The organism is Cellulomonas persica (assembly GCF_007989825.1).
GTDB classification, from domain to species: domain Bacteria; phylum Actinomycetota; class Actinomycetes; order Actinomycetales; family Cellulomonadaceae; genus Cellulomonas; species Cellulomonas persica.
Genome location: NZ_BJUA01000005.1, coordinates 131153 through 145708, shown reverse-complemented (window position 1 = coordinate 145708; position 14556 = coordinate 131153). Strand labels below are relative to the sequence as shown.

The 14556-nt window shown below is 75.4% G+C and carries 13 protein-coding genes; 8 read left to right on the top strand and 5 right to left on the bottom strand.

Annotated features, from left to right (window positions below):
• Window positions 1–4: 4 nt before the first annotated feature.
• Both CPE01_RS06600 and hemE read right to left on the bottom strand, forming a co-directional pair.
• Window positions 5–1480 carry a protoporphyrinogen/coproporphyrinogen oxidase gene (locus CPE01_RS06600; RefSeq protein WP_146805857.1) on the bottom strand — a complete coding sequence of 492 codons (1476 nt, stop codon included), beginning with the start codon at window positions 1478–1480 and terminating at the stop codon, window positions 5–7.
• Window positions 1481–1487: 7 nt separating this feature from the next.
• The gene (gene hemE / locus CPE01_RS06595) at window positions 1488–2546 is read right to left on the bottom strand and encodes a uroporphyrinogen decarboxylase (protein ID WP_146805856.1); all 1059 of its coding nucleotides are present in this window, start codon (window positions 2544–2546) and stop codon (window positions 1488–1490) included.
• Window positions 2547–2603: 57 nt separating this feature from the next.
• Here hemE and CPE01_RS06590 point away from each other — a divergent pair, with 57 nt between their 5' ends.
• Window positions 2604–3869: a glutamyl-tRNA reductase gene (locus tag CPE01_RS06590; RefSeq protein WP_146805855.1), complete on the top strand. Its 1266-nt coding sequence runs from the start codon at window positions 2604–2606 to the stop codon at window positions 3867–3869.
• Window positions 3870–3986: 117 nt separating this feature from the next.
• Here CPE01_RS06590 and CPE01_RS06585 read toward each other — a convergent pair whose 3' ends face one another.
• A complete protein-coding gene (locus CPE01_RS06585) occupies window positions 3987–4859 on the bottom strand; it encodes a UCP033725 family protein (RefSeq protein ID WP_146805854.1) in 873 nt (290 codons plus the stop codon).
• 267 nt (window positions 4860–5126) lie between these two features.
• A complete protein-coding gene (purB, locus tag CPE01_RS06580; RefSeq protein ID WP_146805853.1) occupies window positions 5127–6566 on the bottom strand; it encodes an adenylosuccinate lyase in 1440 nt (479 codons plus the stop codon).
• A 194-nt stretch (window positions 6567–6760) separates the two neighbouring features.
• Between purB and CPE01_RS06575 the strand changes: the two genes are divergently transcribed.
• The 5 genes from CPE01_RS06575 to CPE01_RS06555 are packed head-to-tail and all read left to right on the top strand — an operon-like array spanning window position 6761 to window position 11256.
• Window positions 6761–7630: a DUF4129 domain-containing protein gene (locus CPE01_RS06575; protein ID WP_146805852.1), complete on the top strand. Its 870-nt coding sequence runs from the start codon at window positions 6761–6763 to the stop codon at window positions 7628–7630.
• The gene (locus tag CPE01_RS06570) at window positions 7627–8223 is read left to right on the top strand and encodes a hypothetical protein (RefSeq protein WP_146805851.1); all 597 of its coding nucleotides are present in this window, start codon (window positions 7627–7629) and stop codon (window positions 8221–8223) included. Before CPE01_RS06575 ends, CPE01_RS06570 begins: the two co-directional genes overlap by 4 nt.
• Window positions 8220–9233, top strand: coding sequence for an AAA family ATPase (locus tag CPE01_RS06565; protein ID WP_146805850.1), 1014 nt, complete (start codon window positions 8220–8222; stop codon window positions 9231–9233). The genes CPE01_RS06570 and CPE01_RS06565 overlap by 4 nt, the downstream gene beginning before the upstream one ends.
• 32 nt (window positions 9234–9265) lie before the next feature.
• A complete protein-coding gene (locus tag CPE01_RS06560; RefSeq protein WP_246783781.1) occupies window positions 9266–10609 on the top strand; it encodes a DUF58 domain-containing protein in 1344 nt (447 codons plus the stop codon).
• On the top strand, window positions 10606–11256 hold the full coding sequence (locus tag CPE01_RS06555; protein WP_146805848.1) for a hypothetical protein: 651 nt from the start codon (window positions 10606–10608) through the stop codon (window positions 11254–11256). Before CPE01_RS06560 ends, CPE01_RS06555 begins: the two co-directional genes overlap by 4 nt.
• Before the next feature lie 9 nt (window positions 11257–11265).
• On the opposite strand, the gene CPE01_RS06550 is transcribed toward CPE01_RS06555, so the two are convergent.
• On the bottom strand, window positions 11266–11649 hold the full coding sequence (locus CPE01_RS06550) for a phage holin family protein (protein ID WP_146805847.1): 384 nt from the start codon (window positions 11647–11649) through the stop codon (window positions 11266–11268).
• A 120-nt stretch (window positions 11650–11769) separates the two neighbouring features.
• Between CPE01_RS06550 and CPE01_RS06545 the strand changes: the two genes are divergently transcribed.
• Together CPE01_RS06545 and hisC are read left to right on the top strand one after the other, a co-directional pair.
• Window positions 11770–12891, top strand: coding sequence for an endo-1,4-beta-xylanase (locus CPE01_RS06545; protein ID WP_146805846.1), 1122 nt, complete (start codon window positions 11770–11772; stop codon window positions 12889–12891).
• Between the two features lie 109 nt (window positions 12892–13000).
• Window positions 13001–14068 (top strand): histidinol-phosphate transaminase, encoded by a 1068-nt coding sequence (hisC, locus tag CPE01_RS06540; protein ID WP_146805845.1) that lies wholly within the window; start codon window positions 13001–13003, stop codon window positions 14066–14068.
• Window positions 14069–14556 lie beyond the last annotated feature (488 nt).

Here is a 14556-nt window from a genome sequence, read left to right as displayed (position 1 = left end):
TCCGCTACGGCTCGAGCACCGAACGCGCGGCGGTGACCGCATCGGGAATCACCGATGCGAGCCCGTTGCCCGCGAGCCACGCCCCGCACGCCGCCACCCGCACGTCGCGCGCCGCCGCCGAGCCGAGCGCGGCACGCACCGAGGCGACCGCGTCGCGGTGCCGGGCGCTGGGCCGCGGCAGCGCCTGCGTCCACCGGACGACCGCGCTCGCGGTGACCTGGTCGGCGGTGAGGGGCACACCCAGCAGCACCGAGGCGTCGGCGAGCGCCTGCGCGACGAGCTCCGGCCCGCCGAGCCCGCCCGGCCCGGCCGAGCCGCCGGCCGCCTCGTCGGCCGCGTCGCCCCGGCCGTAGGACAGCCGCACCACGTGCCGGCCGGGACCGGCCTGCCGCGCGAGCCACGGCCACTTCGCGGTCGCGTGCGTCAGCGCCTTGGCCTGCACGTCCGTGGCGTCCCGCCCGACGAGCACGCCCGTCCCGCGCGGAGCGGCGTCGAGCGCCGGGGCGTCGAGCACGAGCGTGACGAGGCGGACGTCGGCGCCGTCGTCGAGCGTCACGTCGTCGAGGCCGGGCAGCAGCGCCGCGAGCAGCGGGAGACCCTGGGGCGCCGCGACGACGAGACGCTCGGTGCGCACGCTCGTCCCGTCGGAGAGCCCGACGACGACCGGGCCCCCGGGGCCGTCCGTGCCGGCCGTGACGCTCGTCGCCCGGGTCCGGGTGCGGATCTGCCCGCCCCGCTCGCCGACCTGCGCGGCGAGGGTGTCGACGAGCACGCGCACACCGCCGTCGAGGCCCTGCACAGCAGAGCCCGCGGGCGCCGCGGCCCGCAGCGACCGCACTGCGCGCGCGAGCGAGCGTGACGAGCGCAGCGCCGCGGGCAGGCCCGGCGAGACCGCGTCGACCGCGAGCTCGTCGGGGTCCGCCGCGTGCACGCCGCCGACGACGGGCCGCACGAGCCGGTCGACGACGCGCGCGCCCATGCGCGCCCGGACCAGGCCGCCGAGCGTGGTCTCACCCGCGCCCACGCGCGTCGGCAGGATCAGGTCGAGGCTCGCGCGCGCCGCGCCGAGCAGCCCGAGCGTGCGGCGCACGTCGGCCGCCCACGGCCGGGACGGGATGCCGAGCAGACCCGTGCGCGGCAGCGGACCGTCGCCCGACGGCAGGTGCACCCAGGACCCCAGACCGCTCGGCGCGACGACCAGCCCGGCGATCCCCAGCTCCTCGAGGTACGCGGCCACGGTGCCGCCGCGCGTCGCGAACGACTCCGCGCCCGCGTCGAGCGTCAGCCCGGCGACCGTGTGCCCGCGCACCGCGCCGCCGACCGCGTCGCGTCCCTCGACGACGAGCGTGCGCACGCCCGCGTCCACGAGCTCACGCGCCGCCACCAGCCCGGCCACGCCACCACCGACGACGACCGCACCCCACGGCACGTCGGCGGTCTCGTCCGGGGTGCTGTCGCGGGCGTCGTCGGCGGTCGTCATCGCGCGGTCACAACGAGTGGACGAGCTCGACGACGCGCGTCAGCACGTCGGGGTCCGTGCTCGGCGGCACGCCGTGGCCCAGGTTGACCACGTGCGCGCGCGCCGCCTCGCCACGCGCCACGACGTCGCGCACGTGCGCCTCGAGCACCGGCCACGGCGCCGCGAGCAGCGCGGGGTCGATGTTGCCCTGCAGCGGCGTGCGCGCACCGACGCGTCGCGCGGCCTCGTCGAGCGGGATCCGGTAGTCCACGCCGACGACGTCCGCGCCCACGTCACGCATCGCGGCGAGCAGCTCGCCGGTGCCCGTGCCGAAGTGCACGGTCCGCACGTTCAGGTCGTGCACCGCCGCCAGCGCACGGGCCGACGCAGGAGCGACGTGCGCGGTGTAGTCGGCGAGCGACAGCGCCCCCGCCCACGAGTCGAAGAGCTGCGCGGCGGACGCGCCCGCCAGCACCTGGGCCCGCAGGAACGCGCCCGTGACCTCGGCGGTCCACTGCGTCAGCGCGCGCCACGTGTCCGGGTCGGCGTGCATGAGCGTGCGGGCCGCGAGGTGGTCGCGCGACGGGCCGCCCTCGACCAGGTACGCGGCGAGCGTGAACGGCGCACCCGCGAAGCCGATCAGCGGCGTACGGCCGAGCTCGGCGACCGTCCGGGCGACGCCCTCGGTCACGGGCGCGAGCGCCTCGTCCGTCAGGGTCAGCTCGGCCAGGCGCGCGACGTCGGCGGCGGTCCGCACGGGCGTGCCCATGACGGGCCCGACCCCCGGCTTGATCTCGACGTCGACCCCGGCCAGCCGCAGCGGCACGACGATGTCCGAGAAGAAGATCGCCGCGTCCACGCCGTGGCGGCGCACGGGTTGCAGCGTGATCTCGGACGCGAGCGCCGGGTCGAGGCACGCCTCGAGCATCGCGGTGCCCACGCGCAGCGCCCGGTACTCCGGCAGGGAGCGTCCGGCCTGCCGCATGAACCACACCGGAAGGCGGTCGGGGCGCTCGCCGGAATAGGCCCGCACCAGCGCAGAATGTGACGTACGCCCGTCGACGAGCGGATGACCTGCAGAAAGCATCTGACGATTGTGCCTGACATTTCTTGTCCGGGTTGCCCGGATGGTTGAATCGAGCACGTGGTGCTGCTGTCCCTCGTCGCGTCGCACCGTGATCTCGACCTCGGAGTGCTCGAGCGTCTCTCGTCTGACGTGCACGCCGTGGGCCGGGAGCTCGTCGGTGCGTCCCCCTCGATCTGCGGTGCCGTCGTGCTCGCGACGTGCAACCGCTTCGAGCTGTACCTGGACGTCGACGACGCCGCCCACGCCCCCCATGCGCGCGACGCCGTGGCCGCCACCGTCGCGGCGCGATCGGGCTACGACCCGACGAGCGTCGCCGCGCACCTCACCGTCGAGATCGGCACCGACAGCGCACGCCACCTGTTCGCTGTCGCGAGCGGGCTCGAGTCGATGGTCGTCGGCGAGCGGGAGATCGCGGGGCAGGTGCGCCGCGCCCTGACGACCGCGCGCGCGGACGGCACGACGACGAGCGCGCTCGAGGGTCTGTTCCAGGCCGCGTCGCGCGTGTCCCGGATCGTCGAGAAGCGCACGGGCCTCGGCTCGACCGGTCGGTCCGTCGTGGGCGTCGCGCTCGACATCGCCGAGCGCGACCTCGTCGCGTGGGACCGCGTGCGCTGCGTGCTCATCGGCACCGGCTCGTACGCGGGTGCGTCGCTCGCGGCGCTCAAGGCCCGCGGCTGCCGGGACGTGCGCGTCTACTCCCCGAGCGGTCGCGCCGCGCCGTTCGCCGCCGCGCGCGGCGTGGCTGCGGTGCCCCCGGGAGCGGACCTCGCCGACCAGCTCACGGGGGTCGACCTGGTCGTCGCGTGCTCGGGCGCGGCCGGCGCGGTGCTCACGGTCGACGCGCTCGCGCAGGCCCGCTCCGACGGTGCGCAGCCGCTGACCGTCGTCGACCTCGCGCTGCGGCACGACGTGGACCCCGGCGTCCGGACCCTGCCCGGCGTGCGGCTCGTCTCCCTGACGACCGTGGCCGAGCACGCGCCCGCCGAGCACGGCGCGGTGGTGACCGCGCGCGAGCTCGTCACGCGGGCCGCGGACGCGTACGAGGCCGAGCGTCGCGTGCGCGAGTGGAACCCCGCCGTGCTCGCGGAGCGGTCGCGCGTGCTGGGCGGGCTCGAGTCCGCGTTGTCCGCGCTGTCCGACGACGAGCGCGACGAGCGTGCGGCGCGGCAGCTGCGCCGGCGCACCCGGGCCGCGCTGCACGGCCCGACGGTCCGGGCGCGCGAGGCCGCCCGCGCGGGGGACACCGCGGCGTACGCCGCCGCGCTCGCGGACCTGGCCGCGATCGAGGTCCCGGCACTCCCGACCGCGCTCGGCGTCCGCTGACCCCACGCACGGGCCGACGCACGGCTCGACGCCGCTCAGGACGTCGCGCCGCTCAGCACGTCGAGCGGGTCACGACGTCGGGCTGGTCAGGCGACAAGCGGTCAGACGGCGAGCGGCTCAGTACGACGACTGCGAGGACACCGGGCGACGGAGCGCGCGCGCCGGGCCGGGCGACCAGGTGTGCGGGACGACCTGGTTGGTCTGGATGTCCGTGAGCTCCGCCGCGTACACGACTGCCTCGTACACGCCCGCCTCGACGCGGTCGAGGCGCAGGTGCTCGGCGTGGTCCAGGTCGTCGCCCAGGTGCGAGATGCGCGCCACGACGTACCGCTGCGCGTCCTGCCACTGGTCGACGACGCGCACCGCGAGCCCGTTCCACCGGGCCGTGAGGTCCAGCTCGAACAGCTCGGAGACGTCCTCACGCGGGACGCGGCGGAACCAGCGGCCGGACTGCGCCTGCTGGAAGCCGGTCTCGGCGAGCGGCGGGTTGGCGAGGGCGAGCACGACGGTGTTGCCGCCGTCGACGAGGTCGGCCTCGAGGTAGGCGCTGTGCCACTTGGCGACCGGGCCGACGCACCGCGACAGCGAGGCGAGCGCGGGCCGGTAGCCCAGGTTGGTCACGGACCAGCCGGTGCCGACGTCGCCGTAGCGCGCCAGGAGCGTGACCGAGCCGTCGGCGAAGACGCGCACGAGCTCGGCGCCCGGCGTGATGCGCGAGTGGCGCAGCCACCACAGCGGGACGATGTAGCCCGGCACGTCGCGGTACTGCAGCTGCGGCCCGGACTCGAACCGCAGCAGGTCGATGAACTGCGCGTCGGGACGGAACGGCGAGCCGGGGTAGCCGAGGCCGTGCACCTCGAAGAGCTGAGCGGGCGTCGTCGCGAACGCGACGTCCTCGGCGCGCACCACGTACCCGGCCATCCGGTCGTAGCCACCCTCGACGTGCGCTCGTGCGAGCGCGGGGGTGATCGCCTTCTGCATCAGGGTCATGGCGGCCTCGCCTACGACTGGACGGAACCGACCCCGTCGCCGAAACTTTCAGGGTTCGGGAACGGGTAAATCGGACGGATCGGGCCCGATTCTGCAAGGAATCGGGTCGGATGTCCAGATCGGGTCATCCGGAAGTGGTAGCGCGCCCACGCCGCACGCGGCCCCGGACATACCGGGCGTGACGACCGTCACATGGTCATGCGCCGTAGCCCGCCGACGCGGCCCGGCCGTCGGGGTGAAGCCGTCAGCCCGCGCCGGTTCCGCGCGTCAGGCGTCGAGGTGCGCGACGAGCGAGGCCGCGAGCCCCGTGTACCCCGCGGGCGTGAGCTCCTGGAGCCGCGCCGCGACGTCCGCGGGCAGCCCCAGGCCCGCGATGAACTCGCGCATGTCGTCGGCCGTCAGCCGGCGCCCGCGCGTGAGCTCCTTGAGCCGCTCGTACGGGTTCTCCATGCCGGTCACGCCCGCCACGGACGCGGCGCGCATGGCCGACTGCACGGGCTCGCCGAGCACCTCCCAGTTCTCGTCGAGCTCACGTGCCAGCAGGTCCGCGTCCACGGACAGCGCACGCAGCCCTCGTCGGACGTTGTCGATCGCGAGCAGGCTGTGCCCGAACGCGGGGCCGATGTTGCGCTGCGTCGTCGAGTCCGTCAGGTCGCGCTGCAGACGCGACGTCACGAGCGTCGAGGCGAGCGTGTCGAGCAGGGCCGACGAGAGCTCGAGGTTGGCCTCGGCGTTCTCGAACCGGATCGGGTTGACCTTGTGCGGCATGGTCGACGAGCCCGTCGCACCCGCCACGGGGATCTGGATGAACACCCCGCGCGAGATGTACGTCCACACGTCGGTGGCCAGGTTGTGCAGCACGCGGTTGTAGCGGGACACGTCGGCGTAGAGCTCGGCCTGCCAGTCGTGCGACTCGATCTGCGTGGTCAGCGGGTTCCAGGTCAGGCCCAGGTGCTCGACGAACGTGCGCGAGACCTCCTGCCAGTCCGCGCCCGGGACGGCGACGACGTGCGCGCCGTAGGTCCCCGTCGCGCCGTTGATCTTGCCGAGGTACTCGTCGCCCGCGATGCGACGCAGCTGGCGGCGCAGGCGGTGGGCCAGCACGGCGAGCTCCTTGCCGAGCGTCGTCGGCGTCGCGGGCTGACCGTGCGTCAGCGCGAGCAGGGGCTGGTCGGCGTGCTCGTGCGCGAGCGCCGCGACCTCGTCGGCCAGCGCGGTGGCGGCCGGAAGCCACACGTCCTGCACGGCGCCGCGGACCATGAGCGCGTAGGACAGGTTGTTGATGTCCTCGCTCGTGCACGCGAAGTGCACGAGCTCGCCGACGGACGGCAGCACCGTGCCCTCACCGAGCACGCCCGGCGCGGCCTCGAGCCGGCGCTTGAGGAAGTACTCGACCGCCTTGACGTCGTGCACCGTGACGCGCTCGATCTGCGCGAGCTCCGCGATCTCGGCGGCGCCGAACGTCGCCACCACGTCCCGCAGGTACGCCTGCTCGGCGTCGCTCAGCACGGGCGCACCCGGCACCACGCCGCGGCTCGTGAGGTGGATGAGCCACTCGACCTCGACGTGCACGCGCGCTCGGTTGAGCGCCGCCTCGGACAGGTGGTCGACGAGCGGCGCGACCGCGGGACGGTAGCGGCCGTCGAGCGGGCCCAGGGCGATCGGCGGGGTGACGTCGGCGAGGCTCACACGCGCGGGAGAGGTCATGGCGCCCATCATCCCAGGCGTGCCCGCACGCGCGGGCCCCGGTCCACGACCGCTGTCCGGGTGCCGCACCGGGGCGAATCGCCCAGCGTGTCGTCCGGCGGGCCCGCAGGTCGTTACCGTGAGCGCGCGGGCGTGGGACGCACGTCGCGGACGCGCCCGGACAGCGGCGCACGACGAGGGTCCGGGGAGGGCGCATGGCGGTCGGCCCGACGAGCCCGACAGGCGCCGCGACGTCCGGCACCTCGCGCGGTGCGGCCGATGACGAGCACCCCGAGCCCGGCGCGGCGGACGGACCGTCCGCGCTCGCACGCCTGCGGTCCGCGCAGCGTGCCGCGCTCGTCGCGAGCGGGCTCGTCGTCGTGACCGTGCTGGCCGCCGCCGTCGCGGGACCGTTCGTCCCCGGGCAGCGCCCCGGCGCCGAGTTCGAGATGCCCACCGCGCTCCTGCCGGACCGCAACCAGCCGACACCCGTGCCCACGGGTGAGGCGGTGAACGAGGTCGTCACGGACAACGGGATGCCGCCCTGGCTCGTCGTCCTGGGGTTCTGCCTGCTGCTGGCGGTGCTCACGTTCCTGGGCCGCAAGGCGCTACGCGTCGTGCGGCGCTGGCTCGAGCAGCAGCGTGAGCTCGCGGTCGACGACGGGCTCGCGCCCGGGCAGGTGCTGCGCGGCGACGTGCTCGACCTCGCGCAGCCCGCGCTCGCGGCGGGCGTCGACGACGCGGTCGAGGCGCTCGCGGGCGACCTGCCACCGGGCGACGCGGTGATCGCCGCGTGGGTCGCGCTCGAGCGGTCGGCCGAGCGCAGCGGCGTGGTGCGCGAGCGTGCGCAGACCGCGACCGAGTTCACGCTCGAGCTGCTGGACGCGACGCGTGCCGACCCGGCCGCGAGCCGCGCGCTGCTCGACCTGTACCTCGCGGCGCGGTTCAGCGAGCACCCCGTGACCGACGACCACGTGACGAGCGCGCGCGCCGCGCTCGAGCAGATCGCCCGCGGCGTGCGCGAGCGGCGTCAGGTCGACGACGGTGCTCTGCCAGGGACGCCGCGCGAGCAGGGGGCGCCGTGATCGGGCACGTCTGGCACCTCGTGTGGCGCGAGGGCCTCGGGCTGCTCGCGGGCCTCGCGCTCGGGCTCATGGCGGGCTTCACGGTGTGGTCGTCGCTCGTGCTCGGCATCGCGGTCGCCGCGTTCGTCGTCGTCGCGACCCGTCTCGAGACGGACCCGGACCCCGAGTGGGACCGGGAGCGGAACGTGCGTCCCGCCGGCTCGCGCGGCGACCTGCAGGACCTGGCGTGGTCGATGGTCGGCCGTGACGGCCGGGCCGGCGAGCGCGCGATGCGACGCCTGCGCGAGACCGCGACCGTCCGGCTCGCGCGGCACGGCGTGGACCTGGCCGACCCGGAGCAGTCCGAGGCCGTCGCCGCGCTCGTCGGCCGCCGCGCCGCCGCGACGCTCGCCCGCCGCTCGGCCCCGCTGCCGTCCGTCGCCGACCTGACCCACACGCTCGGCGCGCTCGAGGCCCTCGGCCCGCGCCCCGCCCGACCCGAGCTCGACGCGCTCGACACCGACGTGCTCGACGGCGACGTCGTCGCCGGGCACGACGCCGAGCAGCACGACCACGACCACGAGCAGTCCCCGCGCCCCAGGAGGAACCGATGACCGAGCGCACCCTCGAGCCGGCCGAGCCGGTCCAGCACCTGCCCGTCGACGAGGTCGCCGCGCACGGCCGCGCGGTGCTCGACGAGGTCTCCACGGTCGTCGTCGGGATGCGCGAGCCGCTCACCGTGGCGCTCGCGGCGATCCTCGCGGGCGGGCACGTGCTGTTCGAGGACGTGCCGGGCCTGGGCAAGACGCTCGCGGCGCGTTCGCTCGCGACCGCGCTCGGCCTGGAGTTCCGGCGCGTGCAGTGCACGCCCGACCTGCTGCCCTCGGACATCACGGGCTCGTCGGTGTTCGACCCGGCGACGGCGACCTTCGACTTCCGGCCGGGACCGGTGTTCGCGGGTCTCCTGCTCGCCGACGAGATCAACCGCACCGCGCCCAAGACGCAGTCGGCGCTGCTCGAGGCGATGGCCGAGCGGCAGGTCACGGTCGACGGCGTGACGCGCCTGCTGCCGGACCCGTTCCACGTGGTCGCGACGTCCAACCCGGTCGAGTACGAGGGCACGTACCCGCTGCCCGAGGCGCAGCTCGACCGCTTCATGGTGCGCCTCGCGGTCGGCTACCCGCAGCGCGACTCCGAGGTCGACGTGCTCGCGCGGCGCCTCGCGCGTCGCCAGGAGGTCGCGACCGTGCGCACGGTCGTGGACGCGGGCACGCTGCGCGCGATGCAGGCGGGCGTCGAGGCCGTGACGGTCGACGACGACGTGCTCGGGTACTGCGTGGACCTCGCGGCGGCCACGCGTCAGCACGCCGCGGTCGAGGTCGGTGCGTCGCCGCGCGGGTCGCAGGCGCTCGTGCTCGTCGCGCGGTCGGTCGCGGTGCTCGCGGGCCGCGACTTCGTGACGCCCGAGGACGTCAAGGCCGTGGGCGTCGCGACGCTCGCGCACCGCATCTCGCTCACGCCGCAGGCCTGGGCGTCGGGCCTCGCGCCGCAGCGCGTCGTGCAGGAGGTCCTCGCGCATGTGCCGGGTCCGACGACGGTGCGGGGGGTCGGCGCCGCGCGATGAACGAGCCCTGGTCCCGTGCACGGACGACGGCGGTGGGTGCCGCCGTCGGTGCCGTGCTGCTGCTCGTCGGCGCCGCCTTCGGGCGCGCGGACGTCGCGGTGCTCGCGGGACCGCTGGTCGGTGCGGCGCTGTGGGGCTGGCTGCGCACGCCGTCGCGGGACGTCGAGGTGAGCGTGGGTGCGCGCGACGAGGCCGACGGCTCGCCCGACGAGGCTGCCGGGTCCGACGGGACTGCCGGGTCCGACGAGACCGTGCCGCGTGCGGGCGTCGCGGCAGGTGACGAGCCCGGGACGCTGCGCACGCACGTCCGGGTCCGGGCGCCGCGGGACACGGCGGGCGTCGCGCTCGCGGTGCGCCGCTCGAACCGCTCTCAGGACGAGGTCGTCGTCCAGGTCCGCGGTACACGGACCGTGCCGCTCGTCGTGCGGACCGTGCGCACGGGTCCGCAGACCGTGGCCGAGGTCGACGCGATCGGCATCGGGCCGGGCGGCACCAGCGTGTCCGAGCCGGTCGAGCCCGCGTCCGACGAGGCGCTCGTGCTGCCGACGCCCGGTCCGCTCGCCCAGCTCCCCCTGCCGCACCGCCTGCGCGGGCTGTCCGGCGCGCACCCGTCGCGCAGGCCCGGCGAGGGCGGCGGCCTGCGCGACGTGCACCCGTACGCGCCCGGCGACCGCCTGCGGCGCATCGACTGGCGCGTGACCGCGCGGCGCTCGCCGCGCCTGCAGGAGCTGTACGTGCGCCGTGAGCTCGCGCTCGCGGAGGCCGTGGTGCTGCTCGTCGTCGACTCGCGCGACGACGTCGGCCCCGACCCGCGGACCTGGCGCGGCTCGTCCCGCCCGCGCGCGACCGACCCGACCTCCCTGGACCTGGCGCGCCAGGCGGCGACCTCCCTCGCGCAGGCGTACCTGTCCGCCGGTGACCGCGTGGGGCTCGACGACCTCGGCGCGGTGCGACGCCCGCTGCCGCCCGGCGGGGGCCGCCGTCAGCTCGACCGGATCCGGCATGCGCTCGCCCTGACCCGACCCGAGGGCGAGCCGTTGCACCGGGTGCGCGCGCCGCAGCTCCCGTCGGGCGCGCTCGTCGTCGTGTTCTCGACGTTCCTCGACGACGCGGCCGCGGACGCCGCCGTGCAGTGGCGGCGCGCGGGCCACCGGGTCGTCGCCGTCGACGTGTTGCCGACGCTGCGCGAGGCTGCGCTGCGCGATCGCGAACGCCTCGCGCTGCGGCTCGTGCGGCTCGCGCGTACCGACCGGCTCGCGGCGGTGCAGGACGCGGACGTCGAGCTGGTCTCCTGGCGCGACGCGCCGCAGGTGGCGCTCGCCGGGCTGGCGCGCAGCGGTCAGCGGCGACCGGGTGCCGGGGCGGGGGTGCGATGAGCGGCAGCGCGGCGGCCGGCGGCGCGATGGACGGCGGCGTGGTGAACGGGCGGACGACGACGCGCGTCGGGACGGGAGCGCGGGGAGCGGCGTCGCGGTGGGCGTGGGTGCCCGGGCTGCGGCCCGCGCCCGAGCCGGAGGCCGAGCTCGAGGTCGGACCCACGGTGAGCGGCGGGGTCGTGCGCCTCGTCACCGGACTGATCGTCACCGCGATGCTCGTGCTCGGCTGGTCCGTGCTCCTGCCGCTGTCGCTCGCCTCCGCGCTCGTCTCGCTGCTCATGGCCACGGCCGTGGTGCTGCTGCCGCGCGCGTCGCTCGTCGGGCTCGCGGTCGCGGCGGTCGGGCTGGAGGTGCTCGTCGGCGGGCCGCCGTCGGTGTTCCTCACGCTGACCCTGGTGCTGCTCGTGCACCTCGCCGTGTGGGCGAGCGGCTGGACGGCGCGCGTGGGTCTGCGGGCGCGCGTCGAGCTCGCGGTGCTCGCCGACGGGCTGCGCGAGGTCGCGCTCCTGCAGGTGCCCGCTCAGCTGCTCGCCGTCGGTGCGCTCGCGCTCGCGGGCGCTCAGCTCGACGCGGGCGACGTGTGGCGGATCCTCGCGCTCGTGGCCGGCGCGGGCGTCGCGACGCTGGTGCTCCCCCGCCGCGGCTGACCTGCGCGGCTACTTGTTCTTGCCGGGAAGCAGGACCGAGAGCAGGAACGACGCGATCGAGATGATCAGCGCGCCTCCGACGGCCCACCAGAACCCCTCGATCTCCAGGCCCCAGTCGGTGAAGCCCGTGATCCACGCGGTGAGCAGCAGCATGAGCGCGTTCACGACCAGCGTGAACAGGCCCAGCGTGAGGATGTACAACGGGATCGACAGGATTTGTACGATCGGCTTCACGACCGCGTTGACGATCCCGAACACCAGCGCGATGAAGGCGATGATGAGGATCTTCTCGCCGGTCGAGTCCGCGCCGACGATCGTCAGGCCGTCGGACAGCAGCACGGTCGCGAGCCAGATCGCCAGGCCGTTGATGATCACGCGCATCACGAAGGACATGCACCCGATCCTGCCAGGAGACGTGCCGCGACGGGTGGGAACACGGCACGCGGATGCTGCCCGGCGCGCTACCATCCCCGCAGGTTTCGGCGACGACGCCGAAAGTCGAACGGAGACTCGATGCCTCACGCCGCCCTCGCCCGCGTGCCCGCACGCCGCCGCGTCACCGCCGCGCTCCTGCCGCTGCTCGTCGTGCTCCCGCTGGCGGCCTGCAGCGACGACGGCGACGCCCAGGACGTGACGCCGGACCAGACCCAGGCGCAGCCCCCGGCGGGCACCGACCCCGTGCTGGCCGAGCTCGCGGGCGGGAGCGCGCTCGACATCGGCTTCGCGATCGCCCCCGAGCTGCTCGACGAGCCCGAGTACCGGGACATCGTCGACACGCACGCCACCCTCGTCGTCGCCGAGAACGTCATGAAGTGGGAGACCACCGAGGCGGCGCCCGGCGAGTGGGACTTCACCGCGGCCGACGAGCTCGCGGCCTACGCCCAGGAGCACGGCAAGAAGCTCTACGGCCACACGCTCGTCTGGCACTCGCAGCTGCCCGCGTGGGTCTCGGAGCTCGACGCCGAGGCGATGCAGGCGGCGATGGAGGAGCACGTCCGCACGCAGGTCGAGCACTTCAAGGGCCAGGTCGTCGCGTGGGACGTGGTCAACGAGGCGATCGACGACAACGGCCGGCGACGAGCGGAGTCCCCGTTCCAGGCCACGCTCGGCGACGGCTACATCGAGGACGCGTTCCGCGTCGCGCACGAGGCCGACCCGGACGCGCAGCTCTGCTACAACGACTACGACCTCGAGGCGATCGGCATCAAGTCCGACGCGGTCTACGAGATGGTGTCCGACCTCGTCGAGCGCGACGTGCCGATCGACTGCGTCGGCTTCCAGGGTCACCTCACCGCCGGCACGCTGCGCGACGACCTGCAGGAGAACATCCAGCGGTTCGTCGACCTGGGCCTGACGGTGCGCTTCACCGAGGTCGACGTGCGCGTCCACACGCCCGCGAGCGACGAGGACCTCGCCCAGCAGGCGAAGGACTACGCGAGCGTCGTGACCACGTGCCTCGCGGTCGAGGGGTGCCTCGGCGTGACGGTCTGGGGCGTCACCGACCGGTACTCCTGGATCCCGCGGTGGTTCGAGGGGTACGGCGCCGCGCTCCTGTGGGACGAGGACTACCAGACCAAGCCCGCGTTCGACGCCGTCGTCACGGCGATCGGGGCAGGACGGCCGGGGCGCAGCTGACCCGGGCCGACGCGCGTCGGACGAGCGTGCCGTCGGGCGGCGACAGGGCCGGCGGTCACCGGGCGAACGCCCCGGTCGGCGCCCCGGGCATCGGTGGCATCCTGTGCACGTGAGCCGCCCCACCCTGCGCCGCGCCCTGGCCGACCTGCCGCCCTACGTGCCCGGTGCCCGCTCACCCGTCGGCGCCGCCGCGTTCAAGCTCTCGTCGAACGAGAACCCGTACCCGCCGCTGCCGTCCGTGATGGCCGCGATCGCCGACGCCGCGGTCGACGTCAACCGCTACCCGGACATGTACGCGACCGAGCTGACCGAGGCGATCGCCCAGGACCTCGGCGTCGCGCCGGACCAGGTCGTCGTGGGCTGCGGGTCCGTCGCCGTGCTCGGGCACGTGCTGACCGCGTTCTGCGAGGCCGGCGACGAGGTCGTCTTCCCGTGGCGCTCGTTCGAGGCGTACCCGATCGCGGTCACGCTCGCCGGTGCGCAGGGCGTGCGCGTCCCGGTGACCGACGACGGGCGGCTCGACCTGCCCGCGATGGCGGCCGCGGTCACCGACCGCACGCGCGTCGTCCTGGTGTGCACCCCCAACAACCCGACGGGCCCGGCCGTCCGTGCCGACGAGCTCGAGCAGTTCCTCGACGCGGTCCCCGAGCACGTGCTCGTCGTGCTCGACGAGGCGTACGTCGAGTTCGTGCGCGACCCCGCGGCCGCGGACGGCCTGGCGGTGTTCGCCGCGCGCCGGAACGTCGTGCTGCTGCGCACCTTCTCCAAGGCGTACGGACTGGCCGGGCTGCGCGTCGGGTTCGCCGTCGCGCGCGCCCGGCACGCGGCGGGCATCCGCGCGGCCTCGACGCCGTTCGGGGTCTCGCACGTCGCCCAGCTTGCCGCGCTGGCGTCGCTGCGGGCGCGCGACGAGCTGCTCGCACGCGTCGACGCGATCGTCCAGGAGCGCACGCGCATGCTCGCCGCGCTGCGGGCGCAGGGCTGGACCGTTCCGGACAGCGAGGCGAACTTCGTGTGGTTCGGCGTGGGCGACCACGCGACGTCCTTCGCGGAGCGGTGCTCGCGGGGCGGCGTGATCGTGCGTGCGTTCGCGGGTGACGGCGTGCGCGTGAGCGTCGGCGAGCCCGAGGCGACCGACCTCCTGCTCGAGGTCACCGCGCAGCACCTCGCCCGCTGACCGCGTCGCCGTTGATCCCCGGCGACTGATCCCCGCTGACATCCCGTCCCCGCTGGCGTCCAGGTCGGGCTGCCTCGGCTGGTTGGGCGGTCCGCTGGGCGCGGGGCTCGTCCGGTCGCGAGCGTCGCGGGCCTGATCTGCGGCGACGTCTGGTCGTGCGCCCGACGGGCTCGTGGAGCACCCTGGTGCGGGCGCCGGCACGGGCGCCCGGGCGGCCTGTGGGGTGCCGACAAGTCGGGCGGACGAACCTTGTCGCAGGGGTTGCCTGGAACCTACGGATGCGTAGGCTACGGTGACGTAGGTTGGGTGCTGGACCAAGCCCCGACGTTCCGGAGCGGCCACCGCCGCTGCACGCGAAGGAGCACCGCGTGAGCTCGTCCGGCCTCCCCCACGCCGACCTCACCCCCGCAGCACCCGGGGCCCGTCCGACCGGATCACCGTCCGGCTCGACGGCGCCCGCTGCGCCCTGGACGCCCGCCGCCACCCAC

Bases quoted from the DNA above. Each gene is read 5' to 3' on its own strand.
- CPE01_RS06550 (WP_146805847.1), bottom strand. From the start codon at position 11,649: ATGTCCTTCGTGATGCGCGTGATCATCAACGGCCTGGCGATCTGGCTC.
- CPE01_RS06565 (WP_146805850.1), top strand. From the start codon at position 8,220: ATGACCGAGCGCACCCTCGAGCCGGCCGAGCCGGTCCAGCACCTGCCC.
- CPE01_RS06600 (WP_146805857.1), bottom strand. From the start codon at position 1,480: ATGACGACCGCCGACGACGCCCGCGACAGCACCCCGGACGAGACCGCC.
- CPE01_RS06575 (WP_146805852.1), top strand. From the start codon at position 6,761: ATGGCGGTCGGCCCGACGAGCCCGACAGGCGCCGCGACGTCCGGCACC.
- CPE01_RS06555 (WP_146805848.1), top strand. From the start codon at position 10,606: ATGAGCGGCAGCGCGGCGGCCGGCGGCGCGATGGACGGCGGCGTGGTG.
- hemE (WP_146805856.1), bottom strand. From the start codon at position 2,546: ATGCTTTCTGCAGGTCATCCGCTCGTCGACGGGCGTACGTCACATTCT.
- CPE01_RS06545 (WP_146805846.1), top strand. From the start codon at position 11,770: ATGCCTCACGCCGCCCTCGCCCGCGTGCCCGCACGCCGCCGCGTCACC.
- purB (WP_146805853.1), bottom strand. From the start codon at position 6,566: ATGACCTCTCCCGCGCGTGTGAGCCTCGCCGACGTCACCCCGCCGATC.
- CPE01_RS06585 (WP_146805854.1), bottom strand. From the start codon at position 4,859: ATGACCCTGATGCAGAAGGCGATCACCCCCGCGCTCGCACGAGCGCAC.